This window comes from Paracoccus hibiscisoli, from assembly GCF_005048265.1.
In the GTDB taxonomy this organism is placed as follows: domain Bacteria; phylum Pseudomonadota; class Alphaproteobacteria; order Rhodobacterales; family Rhodobacteraceae; genus Paracoccus; species Paracoccus hibiscisoli.
This window is the reverse complement of sequence record NZ_SUNH01000009.1, coordinates 105,426-119,023: the sequence shown is the minus strand read 5'-3', so window position 1 is coordinate 119,023 and position 13,598 is coordinate 105,426. Positions and strand designations below refer to the sequence as shown.

Sequence of the window (13,598 nt, the reverse complement as noted above, 5' to 3'; positions counted from 1 at the left end):
TTCGGTGTGGCGGGAAACGGGTCAGGGTGTTACGAAATCGTCGTCCGCAAAGCCCTGCAGATACAGCAGCGCGGTCAGGTCGCCGTGGTTGATGCGGATCTGGGCCTGGGCGGCGACGGCGGGTTTTGCGTGCAGCGCCACCCCAGCACCGGCCAGCTGGATCATGCCCAGATCGTTGGCCCCGTCGCCCACCGCGATGGCGTTCTGCGGCGTGGTGCCAAGGCGGGCGGCGATCTGGGTCAGGGCGTCGACCTTGGCCTCGCGGCCCAGGATTGGCAGGCCGACCTGACCGGTCAGCACCCCGTCCTGCACCAGCAGCGTGTTGGCGCGATGTTCGTCAAAGCCCAAGGTCTGCGCCACGGCCTGGGTAAAGCTGGTAAAGCCCCCCGACACCAGCGCGGTATAGGCCCCATGCGCGCGCATGGTGGCCACCAGCGCCGGCCCGCCCGCGGCATAGGTGATGCGCTCGGCCAGGACCTGCGCGATGACCGCCTCCGGCAGGTTGGCCAGCAGGGCCACGCGTTCGGTCAGGGCGGCGTTGAAATCCAGCTCTCCGTTCATGGCGCGGGCGGTGATGTCGGCCACGCGGGGGCCGAAACCGGCCATGTCGGCCAGCTCGTCGATGCATTCCTGGTTGATCATGGTCGAATCCATGTCGGCGATCAGGATGCGCTTGCGCCGCCCGCCTGCGGGTTGGATCGCCAGGTCGATGCCGATCATCTGCAGGTCGGACCAGACCTGATCGGCATCCTGCGGCGGGGTCGCGATGTCGAATTCGGCGGCGACGCCCGGCGACAGCCAGCGCGTCACATCGCCGCCCCACCGGTCGGACAGACCGCCGGGCAAAGCATCATCCAGATTGGCTGCGGCAGGCGCCGCGATCAGCGAGACGGTGAACATGGGCGCGGTCCTTGTACGGTTGCGTCCGGGTGTAGGGCAAAGTTTTTTCTTGCGCCAGAGCGGGCGGGGCCTTAGGTCGGTCGACGGGACACCCCTCCCCAACGAGGGGCTTTTTAGCTGGAAGGCTAGCCAGATGACCGATCATCCGATCCCGGCTGCGCGCCCGGAAAACCCGCGCTTTTCTTCGGGCCCCTGCGCCAAGATCCCCCATTATTCGCTGGACATGCTGTCGGACGCCCCCCTGGGCCGTTCGCATCGCGCCGCTGTCGGCAAGTCCAAGCTGGCCGAGGCCATCGACCTGACCCGCGCGGTTCTGGGCGTGCCGGCCGATTACCGCATCGGCATCGTGCCCGGCTCTGACACCGGCGCGGTCGAGATGGCGATGTGGACCCTGCTGGGTCAGCGCCCCGTCGAGATGCTGGCCTGGGAAAGCTTTGGCGAGGGCTGGGTCACCGACGCGGTCAAGCAGCTGAAGCTGGACGCCACCGTCCGCACCGCCGATTACGGCAAGATCGTCGATCTGACGCAGGTCGATTTCGACAAGGACGTCGTCTTCACCTGGAACGGCACCACCAGCGGCGTGCGCGTCCCCAATGGCGACGCGATTCCCGCCGACCGCGACGGGTTGACCATCTGCGACGCGACCAGCGCGGCCTTTGCCATGGACCTGCCGTGGGACAAGCTGGATGTGGTGACCTTCAGCTGGCAGAAGGTGCTGGGCGGAGAGGGCGCGCATGGCGTGCTGATCCTGTCGCCGCGCGCGGTCGAGCGGCTGGAGACGTATACCCCCGCCTGGCCGCTGCCCAAGATTTTCCGCATGACCAAGGGCGGCAAGCTGATCGAGGGCATCTTCAAGGGTGAGACGATCAACACGCCGTCCATGCTGGCGGTCGAGGATTATCTGGTCGCGCTGAAATGGGCGCAATCCCTGGGCGGCCTGCACGCGCTGATCGCGCGGGCCGACGCCAATGCGGCTGCGGTGCGCGATTTCATCGCGGACAAGGACTGGATCGCGGATCTGGCCGAGGACCCGGCGACGGCTTCGACCACCAGCGTGTGCCTGAAGTTCACCGACCCCGCCATCAAGGACGGGGCCGCCTTCGCCAAGGCCGTGGCCAAGCGGCTGGAGAAGGAAGGCGTGGCGCTGGACGCCGGCGCCTATCGCGACGCGCCTGCAGGCCTGCGCATCTGGTGTGGATCAACGGTCGAGGCCAGCGATGTCGCGGCGCTGATGCCGTGGATCGAATGGGCCTATCGTGCCGAGTTGGCCGCCCAATAAGCCGAGAGGACCGGGGGCCAGCCCCCGGACCCCCGGGATATTTTCCTGAAGAAGAAACATGGCGTCGGCGAGGCCTGGCCCCGATGCCCTTGCAAGGATGAATGACATGCCGAAAGTTCTCGTGTCCGACAAGCTGTCGGAAACCGCCGTCCAGATTTTCCGCGATCGTGGGGTTGAGGTGGATTACCTGCCCGATTTGGGCAAGGACAAGGACAAGCTGGCCGAGATCATCGGGCAGTATGACGGGCTGGCGATTCGGTCCGCCACCAAGGTGACCGACAAGCTGCTGGAGGCCGCCACCAACCTGAAGGTGATCGGTCGTGCGGGCATCGGGGTAGACAATGTCGACATCCCGGCTGCCAGCAAGAAGGGCGTGATTGTGATGAACACGCCCTTTGGCAACAGCGTCACCACCGCCGAGCATGCCATCGCGATGATGTTCGCGGTCGCCCGCCAGCTGCCCGAGGCCAGCGTGTCGACCCATGCCGGCAAGTGGGAAAAGAACCGCTTTATGGGGGTCGAGCTGTTCAACAAGACCCTGGGCGTGATCGGCGCGGGCAATATCGGCGGGATCGTGATCGACCGCGCCCTGGGCCTGCACATGAAGGTGCTGGCCTATGACCCCTTCCTGTCCGAGGACCGCGCCAAGGAGCTGGGCGTGACCAAGGTCGAGTTGGACGACCTGCTGGCACGGGCCGATTTCATCACCTTCCACGTGCCTCTGACCGAGAAGACGAAGAACATCCTGTCGCGCGAGGCCATCGCCAAGCTGAAGAAGGGCGTGCGGATCATCAACTGCGCCCGCGGCGGCCTGGTGGACGAGGAGGCGCTGGCCGAGGCGCTGAAGGATGGTCGCGTGGCCGGGGCCGCGTTCGACGTCTTTGCGGTCGAGCCCGCGACGGACAGCCCGCTGTTCAACCTGCCCAACGTCGTCGTGACGCCCCACCTGGGCGCCGCCACCACCGAGGCGCAGGAGAACGTCGCCCTGCAGGTGGCCGAACAGATGTCGGATTACCTGCTGTCGGGTGCGGTTCAGAATGCGCTGAACATGCCGTCCGTCACCGCCGAAGAGGCCGCCGTGATGGGGCCGTGGATCAAGCTGGCATCGCACCTGGGCGCGTTCGTCGGCCAGATGACGGACGAGCCGATCAAGGCGATCAACGTGCTGTATGATGGCGTTGTGTCGGAAATGAACCTGAACGCGCTGAACGCGGCCGTGATCGCGGGCGTGATGAAGGCGGGCAACCCGGACGTGAACATGGTCTCCGCGCCGGTCATGGCCAAGGAGCGCGGCGTGCAGGTGTCGACCACCAAGCAGGATAAGGCCGGCGCCTTTGAGGGTTACGTCAAGGTCACCTGCGTGACCGAGACACGCGAACGCTCGATCGCCGGCACCGTGTTCAGCGACGGCAAGCCGCGCTTTATCCAGATCCGCGGGATCAACGTCGATGCCGAGGTCGGCCACCACATGCTGTATACCCGCAACAAGGATGTGCCGGGCGTGATCGGCGCCCTGGGGATGACCTTGGGCGATCTGGGCGTGAACATCGCGAACTTTACCCTGGGGCGGTCCGCCAATGGCGCGGATGCCATCGCGATCCTGTACCTGGACGAGGCGATCAGCGACGAGGCCCTGGCCACGCTGCAGAACACCGGCAAGTTCCTCCAGGCCCGCCGCCTGCAATTCGAGGTTTGACCTTGGCCCCGCACGCCCCTAGCCATGGGGCGTGCGGCCTGCCTGCCGCGCGCCACGGTCAGGGGACAGATGCGACTTTATGCAATTGGCGACATTCACGGACAGCTGGACCTGCTCAAGGCCGCGCATCAGCGGATCTTTGACGACGGAGGCCCTGACGCGGTCATCGCCCATGTCGGCGACCTGATCGACCGCGGCCCCGATTCGCGCGGCGTGGTCGAGTATCTGATGCAGGGACAGCGCGCCGGGCGGCCCTGGATCGTGACCCGCGGCAATCACGACCGCTTTCTGCCGGCATTCCTGAACAGCCCGGATTGGATCGACCCCGGCCTGTCCTCGGGGCAGCATTGGGTGGATCATCCGGGCCTGGGGGCCGCGGCCACGCTGCGGTCATATGGGGTGGACCCGGATCAGCCGCGCGATGCGCTGCTGCGCGACGCGCGGGCGGCGGTGCCCGCGGATCACGCGCGCTTTCTGGCGGCGCTGCCGCTGTGGTATCTGCATCCGCTGGCGCTGGTCGTGCATGCGGGCGTCCGGCCGGGGGTCGATCTGCAGAACCAGGCCGAGGGTGATCTGGTCTGGATCCGGCAGGGGTTCCTGGACAGCGACGCCGATCACGGCACGCTGGTCGTGCATGGCCACACCGCGCTGGAGGCGCCGCGGCTGTATCGCAACCGCCTGAACCTGGATGGCGGGGCGGCCTATGGGCGCCCCCTGTCGGCCGCGGTGATCGAGCAGGGCGCCGTCCATTTGCTGACCGACAGCGGCCGCCACCTGATGCGCGTCGACTAGGGTCGCGCGCAGCGTTCGGGCATCCGGTGGACAGAATCACCGTGGCGCGTTAGAACGCGCGCTTATTTCCGAATGATCGCGGATGGACAGATGGAACCCCCCCGGATGCAGGCCCAGAGCCGCCACGCGAAATACAGCCTGGGCCAGGTCGTCCGGCACCGCACGCGCCCGTTCCGCGGGGTGATCTTCGACGTCGATCCGGAATTCGCCAATACCGAGGAATGGTACGAATCGATCCCCGAGGATTCGCGCCCCGACCGGGACCAGCCCTTCTATCACCTGTTCGCCGAGACCGAGGCCACCTATTACGTGGCCTATGTCTCGGAACAGAACCTGGAGCCGGACGCCTCGGGCGAGCCGCTGGACCACCCGGAGGTGGGCGACATGTTCACGGCCTTTCAGGATGGCAGGTACCATCTGGTCGGGCTGGTCAACTGACGCTCAGCTGGCCTCAAGCTGGGCAAAGGGGATGCTGAAGGCCAGATAGTTGCGGCTTTCCTCGCGGTAATAGCACAGCGCCTGCGTCAGGTCCTGGATCAGGAACCAGCCGAAGCCGCCCTCGGGCAGATCGTCCGCGACCATGTCCGGCAGGCTGCGGGGCAGCAGGCAGTCATCGGGCAGCGACACGCCGTCATCGGTCAGCGCGCAGGCCAGCCCGGAATTGTGGCGCACGATGCACAGGTGGATCACCGGCAGGGGCCCCGGCCCGGGGGCGGCCTGCCCCAGGGGCGCGTGTTCGGCGACGTTGTTCATCACCTCGGCCAGGACCAGCTCCAGCCGGCCCAGGGTATCGTCGCTGACCTCTCCGCGAAAGCGGTGGCGGACATCCTGCAGGGTGTCGCGCACGGTCAGCGGATGGGCGTTCAGAACGCGATGGAACATGGGCTGGGTCAGCGTCGAGGCGCGGTTCCCGATCCCCGGATCGGACCGTTCGGTGGGTGTCATTCACGTGGCTCCTTCTGAGCGGTGAGGGGCTGGATGTCGAAGACGCTGTCCATCCGCGTCAGTCGGAACACCCGTTCGACATTGGGCGTCAGCGCCAGCAGCACCAGCGCCAGGTTGTCCGGCAGGCTTTTGCGGACCGCGATCATGGCCCCCAGCCCCGAACTGTCCATGAAATCCACCGACCCCATGTCCAGATGCACGGGCTTGCGGTTCTTGACCACGATCTCGCGCAGCTTGTCCTTGAACAGGGTCGCAATGGCCGCGTCGATCCGCGATTCCGTCACCTTGATGTTCAGATGGGATTCGGCATCCTCGACGATGAACTGCATGATCAGGCCTTCCTTGCGTTCCTGCACCCTTGACTAGACCCAAAAGGTTACGATCCGGTAAGCGCAGGGCAGGACCGTCAGGGGGGAAGATCATGACAAATCGAAATATCTACGTGCTGGGCGCCGCGCGCACGCCGATGGGCGGGCTGATGGGGGCACTGTCGAGCGTCGCGGCAGCCGATCTGGGCGGCGCGGCGATCGCCGCAGCCCTGGCGCGGGCCGGACAGCCCCAGCCGGACGCGCTGTTCATGGGCTGCGTGCTGCCCGCGGGTCAGGGTCAGGCGCCTGCCCGCCAGGCCGGTTTCGCGGGCGGGCTGGGCCAGGAGGTGCCCGCCACGACGCTGAACAAGATGTGCGGATCGGGGATGCAGGCCGCGATGATGGCTGCCGACATGATCCTGGCGGGCAGCGCCGATCTGGTGGTCGCGGGCGGCATGGAGAGCATGTCTAACGCCCCCTATCTGCTGCCCCGGATGCGGGCGGGCGCGCGGTTGGGCCATGCGCAGGCGCTGGACCACATGTTCCTGGACGGGCTGGAGGACGCCTATGACAAGGGCCGCCTGATGGGCACCCTTGCCGAGGATTGCGCGGCCGAATTCGCGTTCTCGCGTCAGGCGCAGGACGATTATGCCCTGACCAGCCTGACCCGCGCGCAGGAAGCCATCGCCAGCGGCGCCTTTGCCACCGAAATCGCGCCCGTCACCGTGCCCGCGCGCGGCAAGGTCACCATCGTCGAGACCGACGAACAGCCCGGCCTGGCCCGCCCCGACAAGATCCCCCTGCTGAAGCCGGCCTTTCGCCTGGATGGCACGGTGACGGCGGCCAACAGCTCCAGCATCTCGGACGGGGCGGCGGCGCTGGTGCTGGGAACGCGGGCCGAGGGCGCGCTGGCGCGCATCGTGGGCTATGCCAGCCACGCGCAGGCGCCGGGCCAGTTCCCGACCGCCCCCGTCCCGGCCGCCGAAAAGCTGCTGGCGCGGATCGGGTGGGACAAGGACAGCGTAGATCTGTGGGAGGTGAACGAGGCCTTTGCCGTCGTGCCGATGGCCTTCATGGCGCGGATGGGCCTGTCCCATGACCGCGTCAACGTGAATGGCGGCGCCTGCGCCCTGGGCCACCCGATCGGCGCATCGGGGGCGCGCATCATCGTGACGCTGATCCATGCGCTGCAGGCGCGCGGGCTGCGGCGCGGCGTCGCGGCCATCTGCATCGGCGGCGGCGAAGGCACGGCTTTGGCGGTCGAACTGACCTGATCTGCCCAGGAATCGCGCAACCGGCGTGCGGATTGCCCGGGTCGGCGCGGCCCCTGCGGGGCTGATGCGGAACTATTGGGCAACGGCCCCGGTTCTTCTGTGGACATCGTGGAACCGGGCGCGGATCATCAGGATCACAGAACAGCCCGGGCGAACGGTGCGTCAGTACATTGGGGGGATAATGAGTTATTACAACGAGATGTTCGAAGGCGACCGCGTTCGCGACCCCTATGCCCGGCTGCGGGACTGGGTCGAGACCATGCCCGACGATTTCCGCCAGATGAAGCAGGCCGAGGCCGAGGCGCTGTTCCGCCGCATCGGCATCACCTTTGCCGTCTATGGCGAGGGCGGCGATCCGGACCGGCTGATCCCCTTCGACATGATGCCCCGCGTCTTCGAGCAGGCCGAGTGGCGCAAGCTGGAGCGGGGCATCAAACAGCGCGCCCGGGCGCTGAACGCGTTCCTGCGCGACGTCTATGGCCGCGGAGAGATCATCCGCGCGGGCCGCATCCCCGCCCGCCTGGTCTATCAGAACGAGGCCTACGAAAAGTCCGTGGTCGGCGTCGTGCCGCCGCGCGGCATCTATTCCCACATCATCGGCATCGACCTGGTCCGCACCGCCAAGGACGAGTTCTATGTCCTTGAGGACAACTGCCGCACGCCGTCCGGGGTCAGCTATATGCTGGAAAACCGCGAGATCATGATGCGCATGTTCCCGCAGCTGTTCCGCGGCAACCGGATCGAGCCGGTGGACCAATATCCCGACCTTCTGCGCCGCACGCTGGAATCGGTGGCGCCCGCCAAATGCAACGACCGCCCGACCTGCGTGATCCTGACGCCTGGCCATTACAACAGCGCCTATTACGAGCACAGCTTTCTGGCCAACCTGATGGGGGTCGAGCTGGTCGAGGGGCAGGATCTGTTCGTGGATGGCGAATTCTGCTATATGCGGACCACCACGGGCCCCAAACGCGTCGACGTGATCTATCGCCGGATCGACGATCCCTATCTGGACCCGCTATGCTTCCGCCCCGATTCGATGCTGGGCATTCCGGGGCTGATGGACGTCTATCGCTCGGGCGGGGTGTCGATCTGTTCGGCGCCGGGCGCGGGCGTGGCCGATGACAAGGCGATCTATACCTTCGTCCCCGAGATGATCCGGTTCTATCTGGGAGAGGAGCCGATCCTGAACAACGTCCAGACCTGGACGCTGTGGAAGGACGACGATTACCGCTATGTGATGGAGAACCTGGGCGATCTGGTCGTCAAGGAGGTCCACGGATCGGGCGGATACGGCATGCTGGTCGGCCCGAAATCCACCAAGGAGGAGATCGAGGCGTTCCGCGCCAAGATCCAGGCCAATCCGTCGAACTACATCGCCCAGCCTACGCTGGCGCTGTCGACCTGCCCGACCTTCGTCGAGGAGGGCATCGCGCCGCGCCACGTGGACCTGCGCCCCTATTGCCTGTGCGGCGACAGGATCGAGCTGGTGCCGGGGGGCTTGACCCGCGTGGCGCTGCGCGAGGGGTCGCTGGTTGTGAACTCGTCACAGGGCGGGGGTGTCAAGGACACCTGGGTCCTGTCGGAATGAGAGGGGGAACGACCATGCTCAGCCGCACCGCGTCCAACCTGTTCTGGATGGGCCGCCATCTGGAACGCGCCGAAACCGCCGCCCGCCTGCTGGATGTGGGCCAGCGCATCACGCTGCTGCCCAATACCGAGCTGGGGTATCAGAACGAATGGAATTCGCTGCTGCAGGCCTCGGGCAGCTCGGACATGTTTGCCGAGAAATACGGCGCGATCACCCAGGAGAACATCGAGGAGTTCATCTTCTTCGATCGCGCCAACCCCTCATCCGTGGCCAGCTGCCTGGAGAAGGCGCGCGAGGCCGGGCGCATCGTCCGCACCGCACTGACCAGCCAGGTCTGGGACGCGCTGAACGTGTCGTACCAGGAGCTGCGCAAGATCGAGCGCTTGCCCCGCGCCAAGCTGGACACCGCATCCCTGACCGATTTCACCACCAGCCACACCTCGACCGTGCGCGGCGCGATCAACGCGACGCAGCTGCGCAACGACGGCTGGCATTTCATGAACCTGGGATACGGGCTGGAGCGCGCCGACGCGACCGCCCGCCTGCTGGACGTCAAGTATTTCGTCCTGCTGCCGCGCATCGAATTCGTGGGATCGGGGCTGGACACCTATCAGTGGCAGGTGATCCTGCGGGCGCTGTCGGCGCACAGGGCCTATCACTGGGCCTATGGCGGCGACATCACTGCGGGTCAGGTGGCCGATTTCCTGATCCTGAACGGGGAAAGCCCGCGCGCGCTGATCACCTCGCTGTATGAAACCGTGTGGCACCTGGAGGGACTGGCGCGCCGCTATGGTGACGGCGTGCCGACCAGCGCCCGCGACAAGGCGCGCGAGGTGCTGGCCGCCCTGCAGGCCCGCGACATCGAGATGATCTTTGACGAGGGGCTGCACGAATTCCTCAGCTGGTTCATCCAGGAACTGTCCACCATCTCGAACCTGGTCCATCAGGACTACCTGCTGGGAGGCGTCTAGATCATGAAGCTGAAGATCTCTCACGAGACGGTCTATCGTTACGACCAGCCGATCCGGAACCTGGTGCAGAGCCTGCGCCTGACCCCCTCGGTCTTCGAGGGGCAAAAGACCCATGACTGGCAGATCGACGTGTCGGGCGGCATCAAGGGGCCGGGCTTTCGTGACGGCGCGGGCGACTGGATCGAGGGCTGGACCGTGCGCGGCCCGGTCGATCACGTCACCGTCCGCATCAGCGGCCGCATCGACACCCGCGACATGGCGGGCGTGCTGCGCGGCCACCGCGAGATGATCAACCCGCTGACCTATCTGCGCGACAGCCCCGTCACCCAGCCCGACGCGGCGCTGCGCGAACTGGCGGGTTCGGTCACCGAGACCGATCCGCTGGCCTTGGCTCATGGCCTGTCGCTGGCCATTCACGAGCGGATCGCCTTTCGCAACGGCGTGACCCATAACGGCACCACTGCCGCCGAGGCCTTGGCCTTGGGCGAAGGGGTCTGCCAGGATCACACCCATGCCCTGACCGCGCTGGCCCGTCTGCGGGGGATACCTGCACGCTATGTTTCGGGCTATCTGCATTCGACCATCGACGGACAGGCCCATGACGCCGCCCATGCCTGGGCCGAGATCATGGTCGAGGGTCTGGGCTGGGTCGGGTTCGATGCCGCGAACAAATGCTGTCCCGACGACCGCTACGTCCGATTGGGGTCCGGCATCGACGCCAATGACGCCGCCCCGATCCGCGGCGTGGCTATGGGCACGGGCGCCGAGGACATGGACGTCATGGTCCGGGTCGAGGAAATCGCCCAATAGCAAACATCGACGGACCGGAGGGCGCACCCCCCGGTCCGCCGGTCGTTACAGCGTGATGCGATACCGGACAAAGCCGTCGCCCGTCTCTCCGGCGGGCTCCAGCGTCAGGGCGGTCACGGCATCGGCATAGGTCGCGGCACCCGGACCCGTCTCGAACAGCACCGTCGCGCCATCCTGCGGGACAAAGGACCAGTTGCCGTCCGCCGCGGGATCGATTGTGCCCTGTTCGACGATATAGCGCACGATCACGTCGCGGTTGGTGTCGGGCCCCTCAAAGACGATGGTGCTGCCATCCGCCCCCGGAAACGACCCCCCGCCCGAGGCGCGATAGTTGTTCGTGGCCACGATGAACTCGGCCTCCGGGTCGATGGGCTGGCCGTCGATCGCCAGATCCACGATCCGATGCGCATCCGCATCGGCCAGCGCCCCGTCGCCATCGAACCGCGACGGCTGCGACAGATCGATCCGATAGGTCACCCCGTCGATCACGTCGAAATTATAGCTGCGGAAATCCGGGTTCAGCAGCGGCTGATCCGCCTGCCCCGGTTCGATCCGGTTGAAGGCGCCGGCGCTGCGCTCCAGCCAATCCTTGACCTGCGCCCCGGTGATGCGCACGGCGCGGATGGTGTTGGGGTACAGATACAGGTCCGCCACGTTGCGGATCGCGATGTCGCCCGCGGGCACGTCGGTAAAGTAATCGGGGCCGCCCCGGCCGCCCGCCTTGAAGGGGGCTGCGGCAGACAGGATGGGCAGGCCCTCATGCTCGGTTCCCGCCAGCATCTGCGCGATGTACCAGCTTTGCGCGTTCGACACGATCTGGACCGACGGATCATCCGCCACCATCGCAAAATAGCTGTACAGCGGCGCGCTGGTCTGACCCACGGCGCGGCGGACATAGTCCAGCGTCTCCTGATGCGGGGTCGCGGTGGCCTGCTCGATGGCGGCGACGCTCTCGACCAGGGGGCTGACGGTGCCCTCGTCGTCGCGGGCATAGATGGGGCGCGCCTCGACCTGGTGGCTGGCCACGACCCAACCGTCGCCCTGCCGCTGCATCAGCAGATCGACCAGCCCCATATGCGACCCCCAGAACCCCGCCATCACGCCGGGCTTGCCGCCGATGGTGCCTGCGGCCACGTCCACGCCCTCGACCCCCTCGTAATCGGGGCCGGGAAAGACAGCGTGGGAATGGCCGGTCAGGACCACGTCGATGCCGTCGATGCCCGCCAGCGGGATGGCCGCGTTCTCCATCCCCGGCTCGGCGGTCATGCCGCCGATGCCGCTATGGGCCAGCGCGATGACCAGATCGCAGCCCTCAGCGCGCATGAGGGGCACCCAGGCCTGCGCGGCCTCGACGATGTCGCGGGTGGTCACGCGGCCCTCCAGATGGGCGCGGTCCCATTGCATGATGGTGGGCGGCACAAACCCGATGATGCCGATGCGGATCGGATGCGCCTCGCCCGCGCCGTCCACCAGATCGCGTTCCAGGATGGCATAGGGCGGGACCAGGGTGCGGTCCTGATCGGGGGTCGCGCCCGCCTCGGTCACGACATTGGCGCAGACCACCGGATAGCCCGTCCCGGCCAGGCTGGCGCCCAGAAATTCCAGCCCATAGTTGAATTCGTGATTGCCCAGACAGCCGCCGTCGAATCCCAGGGCGTTCATCGCGTCGATGACCGGATGGGTCGCGCCCTCGGGCATGCCGCGCTCATAGGCGATGTAATCGCCCATCGGGTTGCCCTGCAGGAAATCCCCATTGTCCAGCAGCAGGCTGTTGGTGGCCTCGGCGCGCACGCCCTCGACCAGGGCGGCGGTGCGCGACAGGCCGACCGTGTCCTGCGCGCGGTCGGCGTAATAGTCATAGGGCCAGACATGCACATGCAGGTCGGTCGTCTCCATGATACGCAGATGGGCCTGCCCCGCCTCGGCCCGCGCCGAATAGGGGTGCAGCACCGCCAGCGTCAGTCCGGCGGCACCCGAGGACAGGAATCCCCGGCGGGTCAGGGTAAAGGTCTTGGTCATGCGCGTTCATCCCTTGGTGGTGGAATTTGCACGATGTGCGATTTCACCCGCCTTGGCGACCCACAGTTTGATGACGGACCGTCCCCTGTCACCAAACCCGGCAACCGTGAAAACTGTCGGAAACGAGAGATTGCAGCCTCCGCGGCGCAGTCCTAGTCTGCCTGCCGGAACGGAACAGAAAGATTGCCGGTGACCTATTGCGTCGGACTGAAGCTGGATGCGGGCCTTGTGCTGCTGTCGGACACGCGCACCAATGCGGGGCTGGACAACATCTCGTGCTATCGCAAGATGTTCTTCTTCGAGGCGCCGGGCGAACGCATCATCGCGATCATGACCGCCGGATCGCTGTCGGTCACCCAGACCACCATCGCCCGCCTGGAGGAGGCGATCGAGGATGATCTGGCGGATGAGACGACCTCGATCCTCAAGGCGCCGACCATGCTGCGGGTGGCCACGATCATCGGCGACACCCTGTGCCGCACCCGGCGCGAGATCGCCGACCAGTGCCGCGACCTGAAACAGCAGGCCTCCGCCAGCATGATCGTCGCCGGTCAGCGCAAGGGCGGCGACATGCGCCTGTTCCTGATCTATCCCGAGGGCAACTTCATCGAGGCGACCGAGGACACGCCCTTCCTGCAGATCGGAGAGCATAAATACGGCAAGCCGATCCTGGACCGCGTCGTCACCCCCGCCACCAGCCTGTCGGACGCGCAAAAGGCCGTGCTGCTGTCGATGGATTCGACCCTGCGCTCGAACCTGTCGGTCGGCATGCCGCTGGACCTGGCCGTGATCGAGACGGATGCCTGCGCGGTCACCACCCGCCGCCGCATCCTGGACGGCGACCCCGATTTCGCGCGGATGAGCGCCGCCTGGTCCGCCGCCCTGCGCGACAGCTTTGTCAAGGTCACCATCTGAGCGCCCGCCGCGCCCTGATGTTAGCGCAAGCCCCCCGCATGTTCGTTGCCCCAGCAGAATCAACCGGCTAAGCAGGGCCGACGACGCAAGGGGGATCA

Annotated in this window: 13 protein-coding genes; 9 read left to right on the top strand and 4 right to left on the bottom strand. The window is 66.5% G+C overall.

Translation table 11 applies throughout. From position 1 onward, the window contains the following. Positions 1–21: 21 nt before the first annotated feature. A complete protein-coding gene (gene serB / locus FA740_RS07610; RefSeq protein WP_136856169.1) occupies positions 22–900 on the bottom strand; it encodes a phosphoserine phosphatase SerB in 879 nt (292 codons plus the stop codon). 133 nt (positions 901–1,033) lie between these two features. Between serB and FA740_RS07605 the strand changes: the two genes are divergently transcribed. The 4 genes from FA740_RS07605 to hspQ all read left to right on the top strand — a co-directional run bounded on the left by FA740_RS07605 (position 1,034) and on the right by hspQ (position 5,105). Continuing rightward, on the top strand, positions 1,034–2,179 hold the full coding sequence (locus tag FA740_RS07605; protein ID WP_136856168.1) for a phosphoserine transaminase: 1,146 nt from the start codon (positions 1,034–1,036) through the stop codon (positions 2,177–2,179). Between the two features lie 106 nt (positions 2,180–2,285). Further along, complete coding sequence (serA, locus tag FA740_RS07600; protein WP_169306249.1) at positions 2,286–3,875, top strand: phosphoglycerate dehydrogenase; 1,590 nt, start codon at positions 2,286–2,288, stop codon at positions 3,873–3,875. A 69-nt stretch (positions 3,876–3,944) separates the two neighbouring features. Next, the gene (locus FA740_RS07595; RefSeq protein ID WP_136856166.1) at positions 3,945–4,667 is read left to right on the top strand and encodes a metallophosphoesterase; all 723 of its coding nucleotides are present in this window, start codon (positions 3,945–3,947) and stop codon (positions 4,665–4,667) included. 90 nt (positions 4,668–4,757) lie between these two features. Further along, the gene (gene hspQ / locus FA740_RS07590; RefSeq protein WP_409596551.1) at positions 4,758–5,105 is read left to right on the top strand and encodes a heat shock protein HspQ; all 348 of its coding nucleotides are present in this window, start codon (positions 4,758–4,760) and stop codon (positions 5,103–5,105) included. A gap of 3 nt (positions 5,106–5,108) precedes the next feature. Here the strand turns inward: hspQ and FA740_RS07585 are convergent, their stop codons facing one another. Together FA740_RS07585 and FA740_RS07580 are read right to left on the bottom strand one after the other, a co-directional pair. Continuing rightward, positions 5,109–5,612, bottom strand: coding sequence for an ATP-binding protein (locus FA740_RS07585; RefSeq protein ID WP_136856165.1), 504 nt, complete (start codon positions 5,610–5,612; stop codon positions 5,109–5,111). Next, the gene (locus FA740_RS07580; protein WP_246053514.1) at positions 5,609–5,968 is read right to left on the bottom strand and encodes an STAS domain-containing protein; all 360 of its coding nucleotides are present in this window, start codon (positions 5,966–5,968) and stop codon (positions 5,609–5,611) included. Before FA740_RS07580 ends, FA740_RS07585 begins: the two co-directional genes overlap by 4 nt. A gap of 65 nt (positions 5,969–6,033) precedes the next feature. Between FA740_RS07580 and FA740_RS07575 the strand changes: the two genes are divergently transcribed. The 4 genes from FA740_RS07575 (at position 6,034) to FA740_RS07560 (ending at position 10,566) form a co-directional block, all read left to right on the top strand. Next, positions 6,034–7,194 (top strand): acetyl-CoA C-acyltransferase, encoded by a 1,161-nt coding sequence (locus tag FA740_RS07575; RefSeq protein ID WP_136856164.1) that lies wholly within the window; start codon positions 6,034–6,036, stop codon positions 7,192–7,194. Between the two features lie 181 nt (positions 7,195–7,375). Beyond that, the gene (locus FA740_RS07570; RefSeq protein WP_169306248.1) at positions 7,376–8,785 is read left to right on the top strand and encodes a circularly permuted type 2 ATP-grasp protein; all 1,410 of its coding nucleotides are present in this window, start codon (positions 7,376–7,378) and stop codon (positions 8,783–8,785) included. A 14-nt stretch (positions 8,786–8,799) separates the two neighbouring features. Continuing rightward, entirely contained in the window at positions 8,800–9,756 is a 957-nt protein-coding gene (locus tag FA740_RS07565) for an alpha-E domain-containing protein (RefSeq protein WP_136856163.1), read from the top strand. Between the two features lie 3 nt (positions 9,757–9,759). Next, on the top strand, positions 9,760–10,566 hold the full coding sequence (locus FA740_RS07560; RefSeq protein WP_136856162.1) for a transglutaminase family protein: 807 nt from the start codon (positions 9,760–9,762) through the stop codon (positions 10,564–10,566). 45 nt (positions 10,567–10,611) lie between these two features. Here FA740_RS07560 and FA740_RS07555 read toward each other — a convergent pair whose 3' ends face one another. Further along, positions 10,612–12,585: a bifunctional 2',3'-cyclic-nucleotide 2'-phosphodiesterase/3'-nucleotidase gene (locus FA740_RS07555; RefSeq protein WP_136856161.1), complete on the bottom strand. Its 1,974-nt coding sequence runs from the start codon at positions 12,583–12,585 to the stop codon at positions 10,612–10,614. A gap of 189 nt (positions 12,586–12,774) precedes the next feature. Between FA740_RS07555 and FA740_RS07550 the strand changes: the two genes are divergently transcribed. Then, positions 12,775–13,500, top strand: a complete 726-nt coding sequence (locus FA740_RS07550) for a proteasome-type protease (RefSeq protein WP_136856160.1) — start codon at positions 12,775–12,777, stop codon at positions 13,498–13,500. Positions 13,501–13,598 lie beyond the last annotated feature (98 nt).